Source organism: Leucobacter fengyongliangi, assembly GCF_052386045.1.
This window is the reverse complement of the sequence record NZ_CM126356.1, coordinates 608,327-632,263: the sequence shown is the minus strand read 5'-3', so window position 1 is coordinate 632,263 and position 23,937 is coordinate 608,327. Positions and strand designations below refer to the sequence as shown.

Here is a 23,937-nt window from a genome sequence, read left to right as displayed (position 1 = left end):
AAATCGGGACAGTGGCGTTCCCACTGGCACTGCCGGGGGCACTGCCAGTGGGGCTCCTACCTATGCGACGAGGAGCTTCTGCGCGACCAGTTCCGCGATCTGTACTGCGTTCAGCGCGGCACCCTTGCGCAGGTTATCGTTCGAGAGGAAGAGCGCAATTCCGCGCCCTTCGGGAGCCGACTGATCTTCGCGAATGCGACCCACAAAGCTCGGGTCCTGCCCGGCTGCCTCAAGCGGCGTGGGCACCTCGCTGAGTGCGACCCCCGGCGCCGCAGACAGCACCTCAGTCGCGCGCGCCGCGGACAGCGGGCGCGCAAACTCGGCGTTGATCGCCAGTGAGTGTCCGGTAAAGACGGGCACGCGCACGCATGTGCCAGCGACCCGAAGCTCCGGCAGCTCGAGAATCTTCCGGCTCTCGTTGCGCAGCTTCTTCTCTTCGTCGGTCTCACCCTGGCCGTCGTCGACGATCGAACCCGCGAGCGGCACCACGTCGAACGCGATCTGCTTCGCGTAGATCGTGGGCTCCGGCATCGATACGGCTCGCCCGTCGTGCACGAGGCCCTCGATTCCCCCGGCCTCGACCGCAGCGGTGACCTGCCCGGCGAGTTCTTTTGCCCCGGCGAGGCCCGAGCCCGAGACAGCCTGGAAGGTCGTCACAACGAGTCGCTCCAGCCCGGCTTCGGTGTCAAGCGCCTTGAGTACCGGCATGGCAGCCATGGTGGTGCAGTTGGGGTTGGCGATGATGCGCTTGGCACCCTCCGCGAGCGCCTCGTCGATTGCGTGAGGATTCACCTCGCTCACCACGAGCGGCACCTCCGGATCAAGACGCCAGGCGCTTGAATTGTCGATGACCACCGCGCCCGCGGCGGCAAACTTCGGGGCGTACTGTTTGGAGGCTGCACCTCCGGCGGAGAAGAGAGCGATATCGATGCCCGAGACGTCGGCGGTGTCGACGTCCTCCACCACGATCGGCTCTCCGCGAAACTCAATGGTGGTTCCCGCCGAACGCGCGCTCGAGAAGAACCGCAGTGTCGTGAAGGGCAGGTCGCGCTCGTCCAGCAGGCGACGCATCACGCCACCCACCTGGCCGGTCGCACCAACCACGGCAACGGTCAAGGTCTGTGTTTCAGCCATCGAAGACTCCTGTCTGCGTGCGAGGAGGTGCCCGTGCGGTCACCCATCCTCTGAAGTGGGGGTGGATCACGCCTGGCGATCCACCAGCAAAACGATTGTGCGCGGACGCTAGCGCCCGGTGCCCCCGTATACGGTGGCCTCTGACTCTGCATCAAGGCCGAACGCGGTGTGGAGTGCGCGCACCGCCTTTTCCATCGCATCAGCATGAGTGACCACCGAAATGCGGATCTCGGAGGTGGAGATCATCTCGATGTTGATGCCTGCCTCGAAGAGGGCGCGGAATAGCTGCGCCGAGACACCGGAGCTTGTGCGCATGCCCGCACCCACGACGGCGACCTTCGCGATCTGATCGTCATAGAGCAGGCTCGTGAAGCCCAACTCATCGCGGTCGGCCTCAAGCGCCTCGACAACCTTGCGACCCTCGGCGAGCGGCACAGTGAAGGAGATGTCGGTGCGATTCGTGTCGGCTGCCGAAATGTTCTGCACGATCATGTCGATATTGGCGTTCGTCTTCGCGACGCACTCGAAAATCTGTGCAGCCTTGCCGGGCACGTCGGGCACCCCGCCTACCGTGACCTTGGCCTCGTTCTTCTCAGCGGCGACACCGGTGATAATCGGCTCTTCCATCTGAACTCCCTTCGGGTGCCCCTTTGCGGGGTCGTAGACGATCGTGCCTTCTTCGTTCGAGAACGAGGATCGGACGTGCAGCACGACCCCGTGACGGCGTGCGTATTCGACCGCGCGCAGGTGCAGCACTTTGGCTCCGGAAGCGGCAAGCTCAAGCATCTCCTCGGAGGTGATCGCATCGATCTTGCGCGCGAGCGGGACGATTCGCGGGTCGGTGGTGAAGATCCCGTCAACATCGGTATAGATCTCGCACACGTCGGCATCAAGCGCGGCGGCGAGCGCGACTGCGGTGGTATCGGATCCACCGCGGCCGAGGGTGGTGATGTCACCCGTGCCGCGGTTGAAACCCTGGAAGCCAGCGACGATAGCGATCGCGCCCTGATCGAGTGCCTCACGCACGCGCTTGGGCGTGACATCAACGATCTTCGCGGCCCCGTGTTCGGCTGTGGTGATCATGCCGGCCTGGCTGCCAGTGAACGAGAGCGCTTCGGCGCCCATTCCCTCGATCGTCATGGCAAGCAGCGCCATGGAGATGCGCTCGCCAGCGGTGAGAAGCATGTCGAGCTCTCGCGGAGCGGGAATCGGGGTGACCTCGGCGGCAAGATCGAGGAGCTCATCGGTGGTGTCACCCATTGCGCTGACTGCAACGACGACCTCGTTACCGGCACGCCTGGTCTCGACGATTCGCTTCGCGACGCGCTTAATACTCTCGGCATCAGCGACAGAAGACCCGCCGAATTTCTGCACGATCAATGCCACGGGTGGGACCTCCTGCATGCGGTCGGGGAAAAATTTCAGGTTTGCACCAACGACCATCTTACCGCGACCCACATGGGGAAGAATTCAGCGCTTCCAGAAGCCAGCCCCGCGAGGGCTCTTCCGCGTCGGGAATCGGCGGCAGAACGCCCGATTGCTAGACCTGCTGACGCCCTTCGAAGGCCCGACCCAGCGTCACCTCATCGGCGAACTCAAGGTCTCCCCCGACAGGAAGCCCCGACGCGAGACGCGAAACCGGCACCTCAATGGCGCTCAGAAGCCGAGAGAGGTAGGCGGCCGTGGCCTCCCCCTCAAGGTTAGGATCCGTGGCAAGAATGACTTCCCGGATCTCGGCTTCGCCCAATCGCCGCATCAGCGAGGCGATATTGAGGTCATCGGGACCGATGCCGTCTATCGGGCTGATCGCGCCCCCCAGCACGTGGTAGAGCCCACGGAACTGACGCGTGCGCTCAATCGCCACGACGTCCTTCGGCTCCTCCACCACACAGATCATCGTCGGGTCACGGCGCGGATCGCGGCACACCGAACACCGCTCCTGCTCGGTGATGTTGCCGCACACCTCGCAGAAATGTACCCGTTCGCGCACATCGGTCAGAAGTTCGGCCAATCGAGTGACGTCGAAGTTCTGTGTCTGCAGAATGTGAAACGCAATGCGTTGTGCCGACTTGGGGCCGATACCTGGCAAGCGGCCAAATTCATCGATGAGATCCTGCACGATGCCGTCGTACATGAGTTACCTCGCCTTAACTGTCATATTGATTCGAGAGCGGAATCTCTTCGATGAACTTTGCGCCGAGTACCTCGCGCACGACCGACTCCCCGTACCGTGTGAAAGTCGGGGCGTTCGTCATCGGCCGCGCCTCCGGAGGATCAGGCTTTGAGACGGTTTCCGCCTGCGCCAGTGCCTGACCCGACGACGGGCTTTCACGGTGTTCGGTGCGTGTTCCGGTGCCCGCGCCATTCAGTGGATCGGCACCGGCGAGCGCGTCGTCGAACTCGGATGGCGGTTCGTCAGGCAGCCCGGCGTAGGGATCGTCCGGTGCTTCCCCGATGAGCCCTGGGGAAAACGAGGGATCGAGCCTCGGATCCCGATCGGGCGTGAACGTCGCATCGCCAAATTCGCCGACCGGTGGTTTGGCGGCAGCCGCACCGATGCCCCCAATCAAGGCGCTGAGTCGCGCCGAGATGGGGTCAAGATCCTCATTTCCCGCCGGGTCGGGGTCCTCTGCCGCTTCCCCCGGCCCGTCTGGCGCACCGGGCACCTCGGTCGACGACGCGGCAGGCAGACCTGGCGCACCGGTGGGCAACTGCTTCGGCACATACCGCACCGTGAGCCCGATCGCCGCGCTGATCGCCTCACGCAACGGACCGGCCCCGACCGACTTAAAGCTCTCGAGGTCTGACTGGCTCGCGATTCCGATCGTGAGCACGTCATCGTGGAGTTCGAGCGGCACCACCGGGCGCACCGCGTTCCAAGCGTCACGGTCGTGCTCGAGGATCTCCTCGAGCAGGTCTGCCCAGACCTCGCGCAGCTCGTCAAGCGTCACCGGTTCAGCGATCGGTGGTGCGACGTGGGGCTGGTTCTCGTTGCTCCCCGCAGTGGATCCGGCGTTCGCCGTGCCGGCAGAACCTGCCCCGGCCGAGTCACTGCGCAGAAACTCGCGGGCCGATCGCAGTGTACTGATGATGTCTGGTGCTGGCTCGCTGGCCACAGGGGCGGGCGCGGAGGGTGGTGCCGATCCTGCAGCAGGCACCAAGCCCGAAGTCGACACTGAGCCCGAAGCAGGCACCGAGGCCGAAGCAGGCACCGAGGCCGAGGCCGCGCCCTGAGCCGACATGGAACTCCGTGTCGTCGTTGGTGCTGCACCAGGTGCCGGAGCAGCGCTGGTCACGGCAGCCGGGCCAGACGCGGGAACCGCGGTGGCAAGCGCCCGCGCGATCATCAGCTCGAGGTGCAGTCGTGGTGCCGTGGCACCAGCCATCTTGTCGAGCGCGGTGCTCACCGTGTCAGCGAGGCGAGAAAGTTCGCCCCGACCAAAGGCCTGGGTTTGCTCGAACATGCGTTGCAACTGCGCCTCGGGAACACCGCGGAACACGGCGGCAGCGCCGTCGATTGATGTCGCGCTGATGACGATGAGATCGCGCAGCCGCTCGAGCAGATCTTCGACGAAACGCCTGGGATCTTGCCCGGTCTGCACAACGCGATCGGTCGCGCGGAATGCCGCCGCAGCGTCGCTCGCGGCGAGCGCAACAACGACCTCGTCAAGAAGTTCTGAACTAGTGAAGCCGAGCAGGCCAGCGGCGCGCTCGGTGGAGACTCGGCCTTCTTCGCTGCCGGCAATGAGTTGGTCGAGAATACTGAGCGTGTCTCGCACCGACCCGCCACCGGCACGGACGACCAGCGGCAGCACGCCGGGTTCAACGTCCACCTCTTCGCTGTCGCACAGACTCTGGGCATAGGTGATGAGCGCGGCTGGCGCGATGAGCCGAAACGGGTAGTGGTGGGTGCGTGAGCGAATCGTGCCGATGACCTTTTCGGGCTCGGTGGTCGCGAAAATGAACTTCACGTGCGGCGGCGGCTCTTCAACGATCTTCAGCAGCGCGTTGAAGCCGCCCGGCGTCACCATATGGGCCTCGTCGATGATGAAGATCTTGAACCGGTCTCGGGCCGGCGCGAATACCGCGCGCTCGCGCAATTCACGGGCGTCATCGACACCTCCGTGACTGGCCGCGTCGATCTCTACCACGTCGAGAGAGCCGCCTCCGGCACGACTCAGTTCGACGCAGCTCGGGCACACTCCGCACGGCGTGTCGGTGGGGCCTTCGGCGCAGTTCAGACAACGGGCAAGCACGCGCGCGGAGGTGGTCTTTCCGCATCCGCGAGGGCCGCTGAACAAATATGCGTGACCGATGCGCCCGTTGCGCAGCGCGGTCATGAGGGGTTCGGTCACATGGGCCTGCCCGATCATCTCGGAAAAGCCCTCTGGCCGATAACGGCGATACAGTGCGGTAGCCACGCACCCATGCTACCGGCGGGCACCGACAATCAGCCGGGGAGTGATTCCGTTCGCTCCCTAGACTGCGATGACGCTCGATCACTACTCACGAGTTGCCACGATTGCCGCGCGATTTCGGCTTCCTCGTCGGTTGGCACGACAAGCACCTGCACGCGTGAGGAATCAGTGCTGATTCGCCGGGAACCCGACTCCAACGAGGCGTTGCGCGCCGCATCGATCTCGATCCCCAGCCATTCCAAGCCCACACAGACTTCCGACCGCAGGGGCGCGTGATTCTCGCCCACGCCCGCAGTGAAGACGAGCGCATCCGCGGCCCCCAGTTCGACGAGGTACGCCCCCACATAGTGGCGGATCCGCCGCGCATACACATCCAGCGCCAACCGCGCGCGTGCTGACCCGGCATCGGCCGCCGCTCGCACGTCTCGCATGTCGTTCGACCCCGCGAGGCCGACGAGCCCCGATCGCTTGTTCAGGAGTTCGTCGAGTTGATCCACTGAGTAACCCGTACGCAGCAGGTGCAGCAGCACCCCCGGGTCGAGGTCGCCGCTCCGGGTACCCATCACGAGCCCTTCGAGTGGGGTGAGCCCCATCGAGGTCGCCACAGAGCGACCACCATCGATGGCGCAGACCGATGCACCGTTGCCGAGGTGCAGCACGATCTGCTTCAAAGAGTGGATCGGCTCCCCCAGAAAGTCGGCCGCCCGCTGCGCCACGACCTGGTGCGAGGTGCCATGAAACCCGTAGCGGCGAATTCCGTGCGCCGCGGCGACCTCGGTGTCGATCGCGTAGGTGTATGCCTCCGGAGGCATGGTTTGGTGGAACGCCGTGTCGAACACCGCGACATGAGGCACTTGGGGGAACGCCGCGCGCGCCGCCACGATTGCCTGATGATGCCCGGGGTTGTGCAGCGGCGCGAGCTCCGCGAGCTCGAGAATCCTCGCAGCGACCGCGTCCGTGATGAGCGTCGGATCGACGAATTCACTGCCCCCCTGCACGATGCGATGCCCGACCGCAGACAGCCCAAGTTCGGAAAGCGGCTGTCCGGCCGCAGCGCAGGCATCGACCATCGCGGCAAATGCGGCACGATGGTCGCGGATCGGCATCTCACTCTCAGTGCTCACTGACCCGGCCCGGTGCACGACGCGGCCCATCGACTCACCGATGCGCTCGATAAGCCCCGAGGCTTCCCGCCGCTCGGTGTGCGCGTCAATGAGCTGATACTTGATTGACGATGACCCGCTATTCACCACCAGAATGAGGCTCACGCGTGTGCCTCCTTGCCCATGCCCGCCTGCACCGCGGTGATGGCCACGGTGTTCAAGATATCGTCGATCGTGGCCCCCCGAGAGAGATCGTTGACCGGCTTGTTCAGGCCCTGCAACACCGGACCGACGGCGACGGCCCCAGCCGAACGTTGCACGGCCTTATACGTGTTGTTCCCCGTATTCAGGTCGGGGAATATGAACACGGTCGCGCGCCCCGCCACCGATGAGCCGGGCAGCTTGGACGCACCGGTCGCGGGGTCGGAGGCCGCGTCGTATTGAATTGGGCCATCGATGAGCAGATCGGGCCGTGCCGCACGGGCGATCTCAGTCGCACGACGCACTTTATCGACGTCGGCTCCACTTCCTGAATCGCCGGTGGAATAGGACAGCATCGCGACTCGGGGGTCGACGCCGAACTGTGCCGCCGTCTCCGCGGAGGAAATGGCGATGTCGGCGAGCTGCTCGGCGGTCGGATCGGGGTTGACCGCGCAGTCGCCGTACACGAGCACGCGATCGGCGAGCGCCATGAAGAACACGCTTGACACCACCGAGACACCCGGTTTCGTCTTGATGATCTCGAGGCTCGGCCTGATCGTGTGCGCCGTCGTGTGTGCGGCACCCGAGACCATCCCATCCGCCAGACCCAACTGCACCATCATGGTGCCGAAGTAGCTCACATCGGTCATCCGCTCGGCGGCCTCCTCAAGCGTCACCCCCTTGTGTGCGCGCAGCCGCGCGTACTCGGTGGCGAAACGTTCACGCAGAGGGGAGGTTTCGGGATCCACGACCTCGGCACCCGCGAGCGAGAGACCGAGTTCAGACACGCGCTTGCGCACGGCGACCTCGTCGCCGAGGATCGTGAGCCGGGCGGTCCCGCGCGCCAACAGCGAACTCGCGGCGCGCAGAATCCGATCGTCATCGCCCTCGGGCAGGACGATGTGCGCATCCGCCGCGGCCGCGCGCTCAAAGAGTTCGTAGGCGAACATGATGGGCGTGCGCACCTCGCCGCGATACAGCTCCAGCCGGTCACGCAGCAGCGCCGCGTCCACGTGCTGACGAAAGAGCCCGATGACAGTGTCGAGCCGCGCGGGCTCGTCGGCGCTCAGCACGCCGCGCGACTGCGTGATGTGCTGAGCGGTGTCGAAGGTGCCGAGCGAGGTACGAATCACGGGCAGCGCGGAGCCGATGCCGTCAAGCAACCGCTCGACATCCGGCGACAGTTCGAAGTCCCCGTTCAGCACCACCGCGGCGAGCGTCGGAAACGTTGGGGCCTCGTGCGCCATCGTCACCGCGAGCAGGGTTTCCGCGCGATCCGCCGCCACGACCACGGCCGAGCCCTCGAGGAGCCTGGGCAACACATGTTCCATCGACATTCCCGCGATCACAATCTGCCGCACCTCGCGGGCAAGCAGCTCGGCCCCGCCGCGCACCAGGCGTCCACGGACCGCGGCCAGCACCGTTGCCACGGTCGGCGACACGAGCGCGATCTCCTCCGGAAGCGCCCACACCGGAAGGCCCGCCGGCACCGCCGCGCTCACCTCGGTCACGATGCGCTCCAGCGCTGGTGGATCCGCCCGATTGACGAGGACGGCGAGCAGGCTGGCGTGTGCGGCGTGGAGTTCGTGCCTGCCGATCTCGGCTACCTGCGCGATATCGCTCGCCGTGCGAGGGGTGCTCTGCCCCAGGGTCTCCGATGCGTCGTGGGTGCGCCCGCTCACGATCAACAGCACCGGAGTGTCGAGGTTCGCCGCGACGCGCGCGTTGAACGCGAGCTCCGTGGGAACGGCGACATCGGTGAAGTCACTCCCGACCACCACCACCGCGTCGCATCGAGATCTCAATGCCTGATATGCCGTGACGATCCGAGCGATCGCAGCATCGGGGTCGTCGTGCGCCTCGTCATAGGTGGCTCCGACGCACTCTGCATAGCCCGCGCGGGCCGTCGCGCGGGTCAGCAACAGCTCGAGCACGCGGTCTCGCGTGTCCCCCGCGCGGATCAGCGGCCGGAAGACCCCCACCCGCGGCGCATCGACGAGCATGGCATCGAGCACACCCAGTGCCACCGCGCTCTTCCCGGATCTGCCCTCGGCAGACGTCAAATATATTGAAGCGACCACGTGCACCAGTCTAGGCGGAGGGTATGCAAGACCCCCCACGTACCCGGTAGAGCCCGGCTACCCTTGCTGCATTTCTGCCCTGGGGGAGTTCACCGAGGTACCGCCACGTGGGGGGCCTCAATAGTCTAGCGGAATCGCAGGCGACTGCTGATCCAACTGGGAATCGGCGAGATCTAGTGCTTGCCCTGCGCAGCGACCGCCGCCGCGCCTGCCGCCGCAGCCTCGGGGTCGAGGTAGCGGCCCGGGCCAGCGGGCGTGCCGTCGGCATTGATCTCGTACACCAGCGGCATACCGGTCGGGATGTTCAGCGACGCGATGTCGGCATCGCTGATGCCGTCGAGGTGCTTCACGAGCGCGCGCAGCGAGTTGCCGTGCGCGGTGACCAGCACCGTCTGGCCCGCGTTCAGGTCGGGAAGGATCTCCCCCTCCCAGTAGGGAATCAGGCGATCGATGACATCTTTCAGACACTCGGTCTGCGGCCGCTGCCCGTCGATGCCCGCATACCTGGGGTCGTTCGCCTGCGACCACTCGCTCGCGTCATCAAGCGCGGGCGGCGGGGTGTCAAACGAGCGACGCCACTGCATGAACTGCTCCTCGCCGTACTTGGCGAGCGTCTCAGCCTTGTCGAGCCCCTGCAACGCGCCGTAGTGCCGCTCATTCAGCCGCCACGAGCGACGCACCGGGATCCACAATCTGTCGGCGGAATCGAGCGCCAGGTTGGCCGTCTGAATGGCCCGACTCAGCAGCGACGTGTAGAGCACGTCTGGCGCGAGCCCGGAGTCGGCGATGAGTTCACCAGCACGACCGGCCTCGGTGCGCCCCTTCTCGGTCAGGCGCACGTCGACCCACCCGGTGAAGAGGTTCTTCTCGTTCCACTCGCTCTGGCCATGGCGCAACAAAATCAACGTGTTCGTCATGGCTCAAGACTACAGCCGCTTGAGACGGGGCACGTCCCGCGTGCGTCCTGCGTCTGCGGGCACGATCGTTTCTTGTGTCACTGCGATGATCTCGCCACTCGCCGTGCGCACCTCAAGCGGCGCGTCTTCGGCGACCGAACGCTTCAAGAGGGCCAGCGCGATGCCACCCCATTCGTAGTGCAGGGCCGCGCGCGTAATGCGACCTACGGGCCTTGCATCGGCGGATCCAGATTCGCCTGCGAGGTACACAAGGGCGCTTGCTTCCGGCAACTCACCCCCAGATCCGTCGAGGTGCAGCATGGCAAGCCTGCGCGGGGGGTGCCCCAAATTGTGCACCTTCGCTACCGTCTCCTGCCCGCGATAGCATCCCTTGTTCAGGTGAACCGCGGTGCGTAGCCAGTCAAATTCGTGCGGGATCGCGCGATCGTCAACCTCGCCGTGAACGCTCGGGCGCCACGCTCGCACTTCGAGTGCGTCGAGGGCCCCGAGGCCCGCGGCCCGCGCCACGCCCGAGGCAACGAGCCCCGCAACCTTCGGCAGATCCGCCCGCGAGAAAACGAGCTGCGACGCGACCCAACCGGTGCCGGCGTGCTCACCTCGCGCATACTGTGCCCCGCCCGGCTGTGCCTCGCCCCAGGGATCGCGCCACTCGGCCACCGCGAGCCCCAGACTCACTAGCGCGGGAAGAGCCGTGCCGCCGCCGCAAGCGAAGACCGCGGTAAACGAGTCTGAAACGTCGGTAACCTCGACGCGCAGTGCGAACCGCATGCGCAGCAGAAACGCGGTGAGCGATTCGGCTTCGCCTTCGTCGACGAGCAACCAGGCCCGTTCCCCGTCATCGGTGATGCGGATCGCGTGCTCGATGCGCCCATTGGGGTCAAGCAGCAGCGTCTCGGCTGAATCACCGGCCGACAGCCCGAGCAACCGCTGGCTCGTCATCGAGTCGAGCCAATTCAAGCGATCTGGCCCGCTCACCGCAATCACACCGCGATGGGAGAGGCTCACGATCGCGTCGCCCTCGGCGAGCGCACGCTGCTCGCTCAGTGGCGAACCAAAGTGCAGTGGCACCCCAAAAGCTTCGTCGGCGACTGCGCCGGGGAGATTCAGAAACGGGTCAGGCACGAACGAGCGAAACGCTTAGCGCTGGCCCTTAAAGAGCCGATAAATAACTGTTCCCGAGACCCACGCGATCGCAAGCGTGGCAAGAAGAAGCAACCCAGTGAAGAACAGTTCGAGTGCAAGCATGAGGCAAGTCTAGCAGCGCCCGTCAGGCGCCGACCAGCACCCCAATTCCGTCGATCAACGCGATGATCAGCACCGAGCCAGCAACGCTAAAAGAGGTACGGGTGATGAACCCGATACGCTGCGCGGTGCCAAGTTGCAGTGCGAAGGTCACCAGAGTACTGACACCGACCGCGAGCGCGAGCCACTGAAACCGGGCCTCACCGGGCACCCACACGGTCACGAGAATGCCAAACACAGCGGCCACAACCCATGCCGCGATGAGCCGCGGAAGATGCCACGGATGCTTGTCGGGGATGGTCTGCTGGGTCACCCTGACATCTTCGCACACAGGGCACCCCGGCACCCCAGTAATATAGACAGCGGAGCACGCGCATTCCGCGCGGCGGAGGGGGCGCGATCGTTGCAGCTGCTCTGCCTCACGGATGGTGACCCGGGTGCCGCTCTTCCCGGCCTTGATCTCCTGCCGCACGAGCTCCGCACGTCGCCACTCACAGTTCGCCTGCCAGCGAGCGCGGCGGCCCGGTTCGACCTCATACTGGTGGATGCCACGCGCGACCCGCGCCGGGCACGAGCGGTCTGCCTCGAGCTTCTCGGCGACTGTCCGACGCCCCGCCTTCTTCTCATCACTGAATCCGCGCTCCCTGCGGTCACACCAGACTGGGGCATCAGCGACGTGTTGCTCCCTGCCGCGAGCCCCGCAGAAATCGACCTCCGCCTGCGCCTCGGCCAGGTGCGCCGAGATGCGGGAGACAGCGGCGAATCGGCCTCACTGACGGCGATCAGCATCGCGGGCATCGTCATCGACGAGCGCAACTTCACGGCGCGCGTACACAAGCGCACTCTCGATCTGACCTACAAGGAGTTCGAGCTCCTGCACTACCTCGCTGGCCACCCCGGCCGAGTGTTCACCCGCGAGCAATTGCTCAGTGAGGTGTGGGGCACCGACTACTTTGGGGGCACCCGCACCGTTGACGTGCACGTGCGGCGCCTGCGGGCAAAGCTCGGCGAGCACGAGGGCCTCATCAGCACCGTCCGTGGAGTCGGGTACGGGTTTGCGCGCGAGCGTGACCGAGACGAGCCGGAACCCTCGTGACTCTCACCTCCAGGCTCATCGACCCGAGTGATCGGCGCTCGATGGAGTCGGTGCGTGCACTGGTGGCCGACGCTGAGCGAGCAGACGGCACCTCCCCGATTTCCGACCAGGCCATGCTCGCGGCGAGCCGTGGCACTCGCGCCTTGGTCGCCTTCGACGACACTGACATCGACACTGACGGCGACGCGGCAAGCGATCCTTCCGCAGGAAGTCAGAACCCCCTCGCGGTCGGCGTGTTCGGAGAAGGCGAACTTGACCTCGTCGTGCGCCCCGATGTCCGCGGCGCGGGAGTAGGAAGCGCCGCGCTCGCACACCTGCTCGCCGAGGCGGATCGCGCGGCACCGGAGGCCCTGCGCGCCTGGGCGCACGGCGAGAACCCGGCGGCAAGCGCCCTCCTGCGCGTCGCTGGCTTCGCTCCGGTGCGCACACTGTACCGCTTGGCCCTCGACCCGGCGAGGCTTTCTGCTGCCGTCGCCGAGGCCCGAGCGATGCCCTCTGATTTTCGCCTCGAGCTCTTCGATCCCGCCAATCACGAGCACGCCGAATCGTGGGTGCGCGTCAACGCCGCGGCTTTTGCCGACCACCCCGAGCAGGGCGGGGTCACCGACGCCGATTTCGCAGCACTTCGCGCGGAACACTGGTTCGATCCCGAAGATCTGATTCTCGCCAGAGACGAGTCGAACGGGTCGCTCGCCGGATACACCTGGATCAAGACCGTGCGCGCAGGCGACCTCGTCGAGGCCGAGCTCTACGTCTTGGGGGTCGACCCCGTCTATGCCGGACGTGGGCTGGGGGCCGCGCTCCTCGGGGAGACACTCAGGCGCATGAGCGAGCACCGCCCCACCCGCATCACCCTCTACGTCGACGGCTCGAACGAGCACGCCCTGGCGCTGTACACCCGAGCGGGATTCACGGTCGACACCGTGAGCACGCAGTGGCTCCGAAACAATGGGTAAACGCACGGCCTGTCTGCGCGCACAACGGTGGCATTTGACACAATGGGGTCATGAGTGACACTCCTGATGCGGCACGACTCGCTGCGATCGTTCCCGTAACGGCATTAGACGCGCCTTTTCCACCCGGCGGAGAAGACCTCCCTGCCGACCGCTACATTGATCGCGAGATGAGCTGGTTGGCGTTCAACCAGCGGGTGCTCGAGCTTGCCGAAGACCCCGCGGTGCCCGTGCTGGAGCGCGCGAACTTCCTCGCCATCTTCGCGTCGAACCTCGACGAATTCTTCATGGTTCGCGTCGCCGGACTGAAGCGCCGCATCCTCACCGGCCTCGCTCTCCCGACCAATGTGGGCCGGGCTCCGGGCGATGTGCTCGCGGTGATCAATCGCACGGCGTACGAACTGCAGCAGCGGCACGCCAGGTGCTGGGCTGATCAGGTGAAGCCAGACCTTGAGGCGGCGGGGGTGCGCTTCGTGAAGTGGGGCACGCTCGACGCGGCAGACCGCGAGATCCTCACCCACTACTACGAGCAGCACATCTACCCGGTGCTCATGCCCCTCGCGGTCGACCCGTCCCACCCGTTCCCCTACATCTCCGGCCGCGCGCTGAACCTGTCGATCCGAGTGCGCAACCCTCGCAGCGACAAGATCGAATTTGCGAGGCTGAAGGTGCCGCAAATGATTCCCCGCTACGTACGTGTGGATCAGCGCGAATCGGCCGACAGCGTGCGGTTCATCGCACTGGAAGAGCTCATCGCAAACCAACTCGGTGGCCTGTTTCCCGGCATGGAGGTGATCGATCATCACGTCTTCCGTGTCACCCGCAATGAGGATGTCGAGATCGAGGAGGATGAGACCGAGAATCTCATCCAGGCCCTGGAGAAGGAGCTGCTCAGGCGGCGCTTCGGGCCGCCGATCCGCCTCGAAATTTCGGATGACATGGACCAGGCGACGCTCGATCTGCTCGTGACCGAGTTCGACATCGACCAGGAACAGGTCTACACGCTGCCCGCGCCCCTTGACCTCAGCGGCCTGTTTGCGCTGACCAGACTCGAACGGCCAGATCTGAAGTTCAAACCGCACATTCCCGTGACGCATCCCAGCTTCCGCCCGAACACGCCAAGCGATACGCCCGACATCTTCCGCGCGATTGCGCGCCGCGAGGTGCTGGTGCATCATCCCTACGAATCGTTCGCGACCAGCGTGCAGGCGTTCGTCGAGCAGGCAGCGGTCGATCCCGACGTGCTGGCCATCAAACAGACGCTGTACCGCACCTCCGGCGACAGCCCGATCGTCGCGGCGCTCATCAAGGCGGCCGAGGCCGGCAAGCAGGTACTTGCTCTCGTCGAGATCAAGGCGCGCTTTGACGAGGAGGCGAACATCACCTGGGCCCGAAAGCTCGAGCAGGCGGGCGTACACGTGGTGTACGGCATGGTCGGCTTTAAGACGCACTGCAAGCTCGTGCACGTGATCCGCGAAGAGCAGGGCAAGCTCACGCACTACTGTCACATCGGTACCGGAAACTACAACCCGAAGACCAGCCGGATGTACGAGGATTTCGGGCTCTTCACCGCGTCGCCCGAAGTTGGTCGCGATGTAACCAAGCTGTTCAACGTGCTCTCTGGGTACGCCATCGAAACGAGCTACGATCGACTGCTGGTCGCTCCGGAGGGTCTGCGTGGGGGCCTGCTCGAGCGCATCGAGCGCGAGGCCGAGCACGCGCGTGCCGGGCGCCCCTGCGGCATCCAGTTCAAGGCCAACAGCATGGTCGATGAACAGATCATCGACGCGCTGTACCATGCCAGCCAGGCGGGCGTGCCGATTGAGGTGTGGGTACGCGGCATCTGCTCGATCCGCGCCGGAGTGCCGGGCCTGTCTGACAACATTCGGGTGCGTTCGGTGCTCGGTCGGTACCTCGAGCACTCCCGCATTTACGCGTTCGAGAACGACGGCGCGCGCGAGGTGTTCATCGGCAGCGCTGACCTCATGCACCGCAACCTCGACCGTCGTATCGAGGTATTGGTGCGCATCACCGAACGCGAGCACCTGGCGCGCATCTCACGGTTCTTCGACTTCGCATTCAGCGAGGATGTCTCCTCCTGGCGCATGCTCCCTGACGGCACGTGGCAGCGTCACTCGGTCGGCGAGAACGGGGAGGCGCTTCCCGATCTGCAAGACCTGGTGATGGTTGACCGCACCGAGGCGAGGTCGCGGGGCAGCCGATGAGCGCTGCGGCAGAGACCGAGATTCTCGCGGCAGGAACCGTGTGCTGGCGGCGAGTCTCCGATCAGATCATGGTGTTGCTCGTGCATCGCACGAAGCAAAAGGACGTCTCCTTCCCCAAGGGGAAACTCGACCCGGGTGAAAGCATGCCGCAGGCTGCGGTGCGCGAAACCCTCGAGGAGACCGGCCTCGGGGTGACCCTCGGCGTGAACCTCGGCACGATCCACTACACCCTTCCCACCGGCGGAAAGAAGACCGTGCAGTACTGGGCCGCCGAGGTTACCGAACCTGCCGTGCAGGTGTCGAGATTCGTTCCCAACGCCGAAATCGAGGCGCTCGAATGGGTGCCGGTCGCGCAGGCGCGAAAGCGACTCAGCTATTCCGCCGACCAGGAGATTTTTGACGTATTCGCGAATTTGGTCGAGCGCGACGCGATCGACTCATTTTCGGTAATTCTGCTCCGGCACGCGAAGGCCGTGTCTCGCAGCGCCGACTTCCCCGAGGACCGGTTACGTCCGCTCTCCGATTTTGGTGAGGATCAGGCGGAACTCCTCATCCCTACGTTGGAGGCCTTCGGGGTTTCCCGCATCTACTCGTCAAACGCTGAACGCTGTATGCGCACAGTGGCACCGCTCGCCCATCGCCTCCACAAGACGGTGCGCGTGCACGAGGGGCTCAGCCAGGATGCCTGGGACGTCGGTGAGACCAATGAATTGCGCCGCACGGTTGGCAAGGTCGTGCGCAAGGGCAAGAACACGGTGATTTGCACGCATCGACCCGTACTTCCCGATGCCGCACGCGAACTCGCTCTCGCCACCGGCAGTCTGCCAGGCGATTATCTGCGTGAGGCCGCTGCACTGCCCCCCGCCGGGTTCTCGATTTTTCATCTGTCGCGGCGCTACCCGGGCGCGGGTATCTTGGGTGTCGAGATGTACCCGATCAAGCTCTGAGTAATGGCGGAGTCGGCTGTCGGGCTCGCATCGTCCTGCACAAAGAGGTGGATCCCCGTACGGCCCTCGCCGAGAGCGCAGAGCGGGGATCCACTGCACTGAATCAGGCGTGAGGCATAACCACAGCGCGACCCGACAGCTTACCGTCGTGCAGGTCGTGGTACGCCTGCAACGCGTCGGCCATGGCGTAGCGCTTGACGCTGGGCTTGATCTGGCCGGCGCGGTAGAGTGCGGCGACCTCGTAGAGCTCCTCGATGGTGCCCCAGTACGTGTTGGTGAGTTCCGCCTCATAGGGGTTCGTGTAGAAATCCCAGCTGGTGGGACCCCCGGCAACCCCCACCACGGTGATGCGACCCTGGCGTCGCACAACCTGCTGGGCGAGCTTGATCGTGGGGGTAATGCCCACGAAGTCGAACACTGCATCGACACCCTGGTCGCCGGAGAGTGCACGAATCTTCGCAACCTGGTCGTCGCCGCCGGGCACGGTGATCGCGCCGCTGCGCTCGGCCTCGGCCATGGCCTCGGGCTTCATGTCGGTCGCGATGACGGTGGCACCGGTGATCGCCTTCAGGATCTGCACAGCTAGCTGGCCGAGGCCACCGAGCCCGATAACTAGGGCGGTCTTGCCGCCGCCCGCCAGCTTTGGCAGCGAGTTCTTGATGGCGTGGTAGGGGGTGAGACCTGCGTCAGCCAGCGGGGCAGCATCGACGGGATCGGCGTCGCCGAGTGGCACCAGATTGCGTGCCGGCACCGTCATGTACTCCGCCATCCCCCCGTCGCGGCCGAGACCGGTGGCGAGGTAGGGCTGAGTGGCCGCGTTGTAGCAGTAGGTGTCTTGGCCGCGCGAGCAGGTGGGGCAGGCACCGCAGCCGATCGGACCGTAGACCAGGTAGGCATCGCCCTGCGTGAATCCAGTCACGCCCGCGCCGACCTCCTCCACCCAGCCAGCGTTCTCGTGGCCAAGGGTGTAGGCCGGGGCCAGCTGCGTGCCCATGCTCTCGTCAAACTGCTCGAAGATGGCGACGTCTGAGTGGCACGCACCGGCACCGGCGATCTTCAGCAGCACTTCCCCGGGGCCAGGGGTAGGCCGATCCACTTCTTCGATCGTGGGAAATGTCTTCCACGCAGTGAAACGAACAGCCTTCATGATCTTCCTCCATTTCGGAGCAGTGCCGTCGGCACCGGTAAGCGCCTTCGGGCGGCGCCGCCTTCATCCAGGCTACTCCGGCGAGTGCGAGATTTCTAATGAAGCTTCAAGTTTCTTACCCGTTCGACTCCCCGGATTACTCGGTCCTCCCTATCCGGCAGCATCCGGGCGTACCTCATCGGAAAGCAACCACTCTCGAGCGCCGAGCTCAGCGGCACCCATCGCGTTCACTGTTGCACGGGTGCGTTCGCGCACATCGGCATCAAACTCTGGCCACTGGCAGATTCCCTGCGGCGCATCGGATGCCACCGAGCACCACTTGTAGACCCCGTTTTGCGTGTTCGTGGCGGCGTTCCACGACACGTCATTCGTGGTCCAGGTGCCGTCGACCTGCTGGGCGAACTGAATGCGCACCATCAGGAACTCGTTGTTCACGCGTTCGCTCGATGGCGCCGACTCGCTAATTGTGTTCCCCAGGCCGTAGGCGATCCACCGCCCGTTATAGACCTCCATGGGTTGCACCGAATGGGTGTGATGGTTGTACACAAAGTCGAAGAGGCCACTGTCGACCAGTTGGTGAGCATTTCCTACCTGCTGCACGTCGGGCACCGTGGAGTACTCGGTGCCCGCGTGCTGCACGCCGATCACCAGGTCGGCACCAGCTTCACGCGCGGCCTGCGCCTTCGCGATGGTTCGCTCCGGATCCAGACCAAGTTCGGGCCCACCGTAGTCAACCTGCCAGTCGTATTCTGCGGAGAGACCGTTCAGCGAGAACGTCGACGTAATAATCGCTATCTTCACGCCGTTCGCCTCGACGATCAGCGGCACGTCACGCTCACCTTCGGCGCGATACGAGCCGGTGTGCGCGATGCCCGCGGCATCGAGCCCGTCAAGGGTGCGGATCAGGCCCTCGGTACCCATGTCAACCGTGTGGTTGGAAGCCGTCGTGCAGACGTCGTAGCCAATGTCTTTCGCAGCAGCCGCAAGCTCCGGTGGCGTGCTGAACGCCGGATACCCAAAGTACGGACCGCCCACTGGAGCAAGCGGGGTCTCCATCTGGCAGATGGCAAGATCGGCGCGGTCAAGATACGCGCGCTGGCCCTCGAAAAGCGGAACGAAGTTGAAGTTCTGCCCCAGTTCATTTGTCGGGATCGCGTACGGGGTCCAGAGCCCCTGGTGGAACAGGAGGTCGCCCGTCACCGCCACCGAGACACAGTGCAGTGTCGGGCACTCGGGCCCGACCCCCGGCTGCGGCTCAGGCACTGGCTCCGGGGTCGGCGCAGCGGCGGCCGCTGGGGTCGGGGTCGGGGTGGGCTCCGACTCGACCGCACAACCTGCGGAACCGAGGATGAGCGTCAAGGCTATTGCTGCGGTAAACGGGGTTCTGTGCACTGGCAGCGACGGTTTCCTCATGGTGCGATTCTACGCGAGGGCGTCGACACCCCATTCGTTCACGCGTGTTCACCTTCCGTTCACCCGCCGGAGGAAGACTGGCCACATCCGGGACGTAGCGTGAAGCACGTGGGCCATCGCCTACTGTGCACATCATCACAGCAATCAGAAATGGAAACGACACGCAGTGAAGACTTCAGCTTCAATCAAAGCCATCACCATCGGCGGGATTGCTCTCCTCGCACTCACCTCCTGCGCTTCCAACGAGGGTGGCACCACAGAGACGACCGATGGCGCAGCCTCGTCGCTCTCCGGCTCACTCGTCGGTGTCGGCGCTTCCTCAATGGGCGCCGCACAGGAGGCCTGGATCGCTGGCTTCCAGACGGAAAACCCTGACGTCACCGTCAACTACGATCCTGCCGGCTCGGGTGCTGGCCGCGAGACCTTCCAGCAGGGCGGCAGCAACTTCGCCGGTTCCGACCGTGCGTTCAAGGTTGACGAGATCACCGCGGGCCCCTTCGAGGCATGCGCTGCCGACTCCGGCATCATCGAGCTCCCGATCTACGTCTCCCCGATCGCTGTGATCTTCAACCTCGACGGTGTCGAGTCCCTGAACATGGACGCAGCGACCATCGCCAAGGTCTTCCGCGGTGACATCAGCAAGTGGAATGATCCCGCGATTGCCGCGCTAAACGAGGGCGTCGAGCTTCCGGACCTCGCGATCAACCCTGTGCACCGTTCTGACGAGTCGGGCACCACTGAGAACTTCGTTGAGTACCTCTCGGCGGCTGCAGGCGATGTCTGGACCGACGAGGTCTCGGGTGACTGGCCAACCGCCCTGGGCGGCGAGGCAGCACAGGGCACCTCTGGCGTTGTTGACACCGTCACCAACGGCGTGGGCACCATCGGCTACGCGGACGCATCGCGCGCCGAGGGCCTCGGAACCGTCGCGGTGAAGGTCGGCGAAGAGTTCGTGCCGTATTCGCCTGAGGCTGCTGCCTCGATCGTTGACGCATCGCCTCTCGCGAGCGAGACCGAAGAACGAGGCGCAGGCGACCTCGCCATCGTGCTCGACCGAGCAACCGACGCTTCGGGTGTCTACCCAATCGTGCTCGTAAGCTACGCAATTGCGTGCGAGACCTACGCTGACCCGGCAAACGTCGAATTGGTGAAGGGCTACCTGAACTACATGGCGAGCGAAGAGGGCCAGTTGGTGTCGCAGGAATCAGCGGGCAACGCTCCCATCACCGACGTGTTGCGCGAGAAGGTTGTCGCCGCAATCGACATGATCAGCTAGTCTCCAAAGATGCGCTTCCGGGCCGGAGTATCACACTTCGGCCCGGAAGCGCATCGGCCATGTTCTGTGCCTCAACCGAACGAAGGAATCGCAAGATGACCACGACCGCCCCGACGCTGAAGGCGAAGGCACGCATCGGAGATGTCGTCTTCTCCAGAACAGCGCTCTTTGCCGGGGGAATGATCCTCGTAACCCTCGCTGCGGTTGCGATCTTCCTCATTGGCCAGAGCATTCCCGCATTCTTTGCCACGAGCGAGTCGGCCTCGATTCTGCCGTCAAATTTCTGGGCCTACGTTTGGCCGCTCGTTTTCGGCACCGTCTGGGCTGCAATTCTTGCGCTGCTCATCGCGATGCCAATTTCCATCGGCATCGCACTGTTCATCTCTCACTACGCACCCCGCAAGCTCGCGCAAACCCTCGGTTACATCGTCGATCTGCTCGCAGCTGTCCCCAGCGTCGTCTTCGGCCTGTGGGGAATCGGTGTGCTCGCTCCGGCCGTGCAGCCGATCTACACCTGGCTGGTTGACAATCTCGGGTGGATCCCGCTCTTCGCGGGTCCGGTCTCAGGCACTGGGCGCACGATCCTGACCGCGGCGGTCGTGCTTGCGGTGATGATTCTGCCGATCATTACCGCCATGTGCCGAGAGGTGTTCTTGCAGACGCCCGTGCTGCACGAGGAAGCCGCTCTCGCGCTCGGGGCGACCCGCTGGGAAATGATCAAGATGGCGGTTCTGCCCTTCGGTCGCTCCGGCATCGTGTCGGCGGCCATGCTCGGCCTCGGACGAGCGCTGGGCGAAACCATGGCGGTCGCCATGGTGCTGTCCGCTACCGGGCTCGTCACCATCAAGCTGCTGACTTCCGAGAACCCATCCACGATCGCGGCAAACATCGCGCTCAGCTTCCCGGAAGCCTACGGCGAGAACGTCAATGTGCTTATTGGCACCGGCCTCATCCTCTTCATCGTTACGTTTCTGGTCAACGCGGTCGCCCGGTGGGCCGTGAACCGCCGGGCCGAATTCTCGGGAGCGAACTAACCTATGAGCAGTATCGACGTTCGCACACAACCCGCCGGTTCAAGCCTTGCGGGTAACAGGCTACCGCGCAGCGCCATCTGGCTCATTCTTGCCGCAAGTCTCGCGGCTTCAGCAGCACTGTTTGCCCTTCTAGGGTCGGCCGCGGGATCCGAATTTAATCTCGTCGGTGCGGCCGTTGTGGGGGCCGCCGTGTACCTCGTGGCTTCGACCGGAATTACCGCGGCGGTGGAAGGTCGCAGACAGGCCACCAACCGATTTGTCACTGGCCTCGTGACCTCCGCGTTTATCCTCGCCATGGTGCCCCTGGTGTCGGTCGCAGTTACCGTCATCGGGAATGGCATGGCGCGCATGGATCTGGAGTTCTTCACCTCCTCCATGCGCAATGTCACCGGCGAGGGAGGCGGCGCTCTCCACGCCATGATCGGCACGCTGCTCATCACCCTCGCGGCGACGGTCATCTCGGTGCCTCTCGGCCTCTTCACTTCGATCTACCTGGTGGAATATGGCCGGGGTCGCTTCGCAAAGACCATCACGTTCCTCGTCGACGTCATGACGGGCATCCCATCCATCGTCGCGGGCCTCTTCGCCTATGCACTGTTCGTCTTGATCTTCGGGCCGGGTGTGCGCATGGGCATTATTGGCGCGATCGCGCTCTCGGTCCTGATGATCCCGGTTGTGGTGCGCTCGAGTGAGGAGATGCTGCGTCTGGTGCCGAACGAACTGCGTGAGGCTTCCTACGCACTGGGGGTTCCCAAATGGCTCACCATCATCAAAGTCGTTCTGCCGACTGCAATCGCCGGCATCACCACGGGCATCATGCTCTCCATCGCGCGCGTCATCGGTGAGACTGCACCGCTCCTCATCACCGCGGGCTTTACCGCGGGCATGAACTACAACCTCTTTCAGGACCGCATGCAGTCGCTGCCAGTCTTCGTCTACACGCAGTTTGCAAACCAGGGCAATCCGGCGTTTGCGTTCCTCGATCGCGCATGGGCGGCCGCGCTTGTACTCATTCTGATCGTGATGCTACTCAACCTCTTGGCACGACTCATCGCAAAGTATTTCTCGCCCAAGACTGGACGGTAGTGCGAGCGCACTAGCTCACGGTTCCGGCGTGCACCACCAGCACCGATCCTCTACAAAAAGAAAGAAACCATATGTCGAAGCGCATCGAGGTTAATGACCTCAACGTCTACTACGGGAACTTCCTTGCAGTCGAGGGTGTCTCAATGAGCATCGAACCGCGCAGTGTCACTGCATTCATCGGCCCGTCGGGGTGTGGAAAGTCAACGATGTTGCGCACGCTCAACCGCATGCACGAAGTGATTCCGGGCGCACGTGTAGATGGCGAAGTGCTGCTCGATGGTGAAGACCTGTACGCCCCCGGTGTCGATCCCGTAATGGTGCGTCGCCAGGTCGGCATGGTGTTTCAGCGACCAAACCCCTTCCCCACGATGTCCATCAGCGAGAACGTGTTGGCTGGCGTGCGTCTGAACAACACCCGCATGTCGAAGAGCGACGCCGAAGAGCTGCTCGAACGCTCCCTCACCGGCGCAAACCTCTGGAATGAGGTGAAGGATCGCCTCGACAAGCCGGGCTCCGGGCTCTCAGGCGGCCAGCAACAGCGCCTGTGCATCGCGCGTGCCATCGCCGTGCAGCCTGAGGTCTTGCTGATGGACGAGCCGTGCTCGGCTCTCGACCCGATCTCGACCCTCGCCATCGAAGATCTCATCGACGAACTCAAGAGCGAGTTCACCATCGTCATCGTGACGCACAACATGCAGCAGGCATCGCGCGTCTCCGATCGCACCGCCTTCTTCAACATCGCGGGCACGGGCAAGCCCGGCAAGCTCATTGAGTACGCCGACACCCGGACGATCTTCTCGACCCCCTCCGAGCAGTCGACCGAAGATTACGTCAGCGGCCGCTTCGGGTAGCTTGCCCCACAGCACTCACACCGACCGCGCCCGGAGCACCCTCGCGAAATATATCCGTCAAAGACTAGGCTAAGACGCATGAGTGGTGTGTGGATCAACGATGACCTCGTGCGGTGGTCGGTTGGGGGCGTCTCAGCCTCCCGGGATGACGCGGTAGCCGCGCTCGCCGACCGACCACTGCTAGTGATGATGCACGGGTACGGCTCGTTTGAGGGTGACCTGATCGAACTCGCCCCCAAGCTCCCAGGGGCCTTCGTTTGCGCCTCACCGCGGGCCCCGCTGACAGCTCCCCCGCCCGTCGTGAACGGCTTTGCCTGGTTCCAGATCCCCTTCGGCGCCGATGGGCTGCCCGTGCCACAGACTTCTCCGACCGACTTCGTGGGCTCCGATCCACACGCTGCCGCGCTCGCGATGCTGCAGTGGCTTGACGAGCTTGACGCACAGGTCGACGGGGGGCTTGGCACACAGGTGCTGATGGGCTTCTCGCAGGGCGGGGCGATGGTCACCTCGATGCTCCGGCTACAGCCCGAGCGCTTTGCGTGCGGCGTGAACTGCTCGGGGTTTGTTATTCCCGGTACCTTCTCCGGTGACGCCCACTTGGCCGAGATACGCCCTCCGCTCTTCTGGGGTCGCGATGCAGCCGATCCGATCATCAGCGCCGAGCGAGTTGCGTTCACCTCAGAATGGCTCCCGGCGCACACCGAGCTCGACGCTCGCCTTTACCCGGGCATCGCTCACGGCATCAGCCTGGAAGAGGTTGCAGACATTTCTGCATTCATCACGCGACACGTCGACGTTTCCGGCGGACGGTGA

General features: G+C 64.5%; 20 protein-coding genes and 1 other RNA gene. 9 read left to right on the top strand and 12 right to left on the bottom strand.

Annotated features, from left to right (window positions below; genetic code table 11):
• Positions 1-60 precede the first annotated feature (60 nt).
• The 10 genes from ACTNFK_RS02975 to ACTNFK_RS02930 all read right to left on the bottom strand — a co-directional run bounded on the left by ACTNFK_RS02975 (position 61) and on the right by ACTNFK_RS02930 (position 11,409).
• On the bottom strand, positions 61-1,134 hold the full coding sequence (locus ACTNFK_RS02975; RefSeq protein ID WP_435936152.1) for an aspartate-semialdehyde dehydrogenase: 1,074 nt from the start codon (positions 1,132-1,134) through the stop codon (positions 61-63).
• Positions 1,135-1,242: 108 nt separating this feature from the next.
• Positions 1,243-2,520 (bottom strand): aspartate kinase, encoded by a 1,278-nt coding sequence (locus ACTNFK_RS02970; RefSeq protein WP_435936173.1) that lies wholly within the window; start codon positions 2,518-2,520, stop codon positions 1,243-1,245.
• Between the two features lie 154 nt (positions 2,521-2,674).
• Complete coding sequence (recR, locus tag ACTNFK_RS02965) at positions 2,675-3,268, bottom strand: recombination mediator RecR (RefSeq protein WP_435936151.1); 594 nt, start codon at positions 3,266-3,268, stop codon at positions 2,675-2,677.
• 13 nt (positions 3,269-3,281) lie between these two features.
• Positions 3,282-5,555 (bottom strand): DNA polymerase III subunit gamma and tau, encoded by a 2,274-nt coding sequence (locus ACTNFK_RS02960; protein ID WP_435936150.1) that lies wholly within the window; start codon positions 5,553-5,555, stop codon positions 3,282-3,284.
• Between the two features lie 29 nt (positions 5,556-5,584).
• Positions 5,585-6,820 carry an acetate/propionate family kinase gene (locus tag ACTNFK_RS02955; protein WP_435936149.1) on the bottom strand — a complete coding sequence of 412 codons (1,236 nt, stop codon included), beginning with the start codon at positions 6,818-6,820 and terminating at the stop codon, positions 5,585-5,587.
• Positions 6,817-8,937 carry a phosphate acetyltransferase gene (gene pta, locus ACTNFK_RS02950; protein WP_435936148.1) on the bottom strand — a complete coding sequence of 707 codons (2,121 nt, stop codon included), beginning with the start codon at positions 8,935-8,937 and terminating at the stop codon, positions 6,817-6,819. Before pta ends, ACTNFK_RS02955 begins: the two co-directional genes overlap by 4 nt.
• A 23-nt stretch (positions 8,938-8,960) precedes the next feature.
• An RNA gene (gene ffs, locus ACTNFK_RS02945) (signal recognition particle sRNA small type) lies at positions 8,961-9,057 on the bottom strand.
• A gap of 53 nt (positions 9,058-9,110) precedes the next feature.
• On the bottom strand, positions 9,111-9,854 hold the full coding sequence (locus ACTNFK_RS02940) for a phosphoglyceromutase (protein ID WP_433646756.1): 744 nt from the start codon (positions 9,852-9,854) through the stop codon (positions 9,111-9,113).
• Between the two features lie 9 nt (positions 9,855-9,863).
• Positions 9,864-10,976 carry a CAF17-like 4Fe-4S cluster assembly/insertion protein YgfZ gene (gene ygfZ / locus ACTNFK_RS02935; RefSeq protein WP_435936147.1) on the bottom strand — a complete coding sequence of 371 codons (1,113 nt, stop codon included), beginning with the start codon at positions 10,974-10,976 and terminating at the stop codon, positions 9,864-9,866.
• Positions 10,977-11,121: 145 nt separating this feature from the next.
• Entirely contained in the window at positions 11,122-11,409 is a 288-nt protein-coding gene (locus ACTNFK_RS02930; protein WP_433646758.1) for a hypothetical protein, read from the bottom strand.
• A 90-nt stretch (positions 11,410-11,499) separates the two neighbouring features.
• Here ACTNFK_RS02930 and ACTNFK_RS02925 point away from each other — a divergent pair, with 90 nt between their 5' ends.
• The 4 genes from ACTNFK_RS02925 to ACTNFK_RS02910 are packed head-to-tail and all read left to right on the top strand — an operon-like array spanning position 11,500 to position 16,317.
• Positions 11,500-12,192: a winged helix-turn-helix transcriptional regulator gene (locus tag ACTNFK_RS02925; RefSeq protein WP_435936146.1), complete on the top strand. Its 693-nt coding sequence runs from the start codon at positions 11,500-11,502 to the stop codon at positions 12,190-12,192.
• The gene (mshD, locus tag ACTNFK_RS02920) at positions 12,189-13,148 is read left to right on the top strand and encodes a mycothiol synthase (RefSeq protein ID WP_435936145.1); all 960 of its coding nucleotides are present in this window, start codon (positions 12,189-12,191) and stop codon (positions 13,146-13,148) included. The genes ACTNFK_RS02925 and mshD overlap by 4 nt, the downstream gene beginning before the upstream one ends.
• A 50-nt stretch (positions 13,149-13,198) precedes the next feature.
• On the top strand, positions 13,199-15,370 hold the full coding sequence (locus tag ACTNFK_RS02915) for an RNA degradosome polyphosphate kinase (protein WP_435936144.1): 2,172 nt from the start codon (positions 13,199-13,201) through the stop codon (positions 15,368-15,370).
• Complete coding sequence (locus tag ACTNFK_RS02910; RefSeq protein WP_435936143.1) at positions 15,367-16,317, top strand: NUDIX hydrolase; 951 nt, start codon at positions 15,367-15,369, stop codon at positions 16,315-16,317. Before ACTNFK_RS02915 ends, ACTNFK_RS02910 begins: the two co-directional genes overlap by 4 nt.
• Before the next feature lie 103 nt (positions 16,318-16,420).
• Here the strand turns inward: ACTNFK_RS02910 and ACTNFK_RS02905 are convergent, their stop codons facing one another.
• Positions 16,421-17,464, bottom strand: coding sequence for an NAD(P)-dependent alcohol dehydrogenase (locus tag ACTNFK_RS02905; protein ID WP_435936142.1), 1,044 nt, complete (start codon positions 17,462-17,464; stop codon positions 16,421-16,423).
• Positions 17,465-17,614: 150 nt separating this feature from the next.
• Positions 17,615-18,877 carry a CapA family protein gene (locus ACTNFK_RS02900; protein WP_435936141.1) on the bottom strand — a complete coding sequence of 421 codons (1,263 nt, stop codon included), beginning with the start codon at positions 18,875-18,877 and terminating at the stop codon, positions 17,615-17,617.
• Positions 18,878-19,043: 166 nt separating this feature from the next.
• On the opposite strand from ACTNFK_RS02900, the gene ACTNFK_RS02895 reads away from it, so the two are divergent.
• From ACTNFK_RS02895 to ACTNFK_RS02875, 5 genes are all read left to right on the top strand, one after another.
• Positions 19,044-20,153, top strand: a complete 1,110-nt coding sequence (locus ACTNFK_RS02895; protein ID WP_435936140.1) for a phosphate ABC transporter substrate-binding protein PstS — start codon at positions 19,044-19,046, stop codon at positions 20,151-20,153.
• Positions 20,154-20,248: 95 nt separating this feature from the next.
• A complete protein-coding gene (pstC, locus tag ACTNFK_RS02890) occupies positions 20,249-21,187 on the top strand; it encodes a phosphate ABC transporter permease subunit PstC (RefSeq protein ID WP_433646766.1) in 939 nt (312 codons plus the stop codon).
• A 3-nt stretch (positions 21,188-21,190) separates the two neighbouring features.
• Complete coding sequence (pstA, locus tag ACTNFK_RS02885) at positions 21,191-22,273, top strand: phosphate ABC transporter permease PstA (protein ID WP_433646767.1); 1,083 nt, start codon at positions 21,191-21,193, stop codon at positions 22,271-22,273.
• Positions 22,274-22,344: 71 nt separating this feature from the next.
• Positions 22,345-23,124 carry a phosphate ABC transporter ATP-binding protein PstB gene (gene pstB, locus ACTNFK_RS02880; RefSeq protein ID WP_433646768.1) on the top strand — a complete coding sequence of 260 codons (780 nt, stop codon included), beginning with the start codon at positions 22,345-22,347 and terminating at the stop codon, positions 23,122-23,124.
• 78 nt (positions 23,125-23,202) lie between these two features.
• Positions 23,203-23,937, top strand: coding sequence for an alpha/beta hydrolase (locus ACTNFK_RS02875; protein WP_433646769.1), 735 nt, complete (start codon positions 23,203-23,205; stop codon positions 23,935-23,937).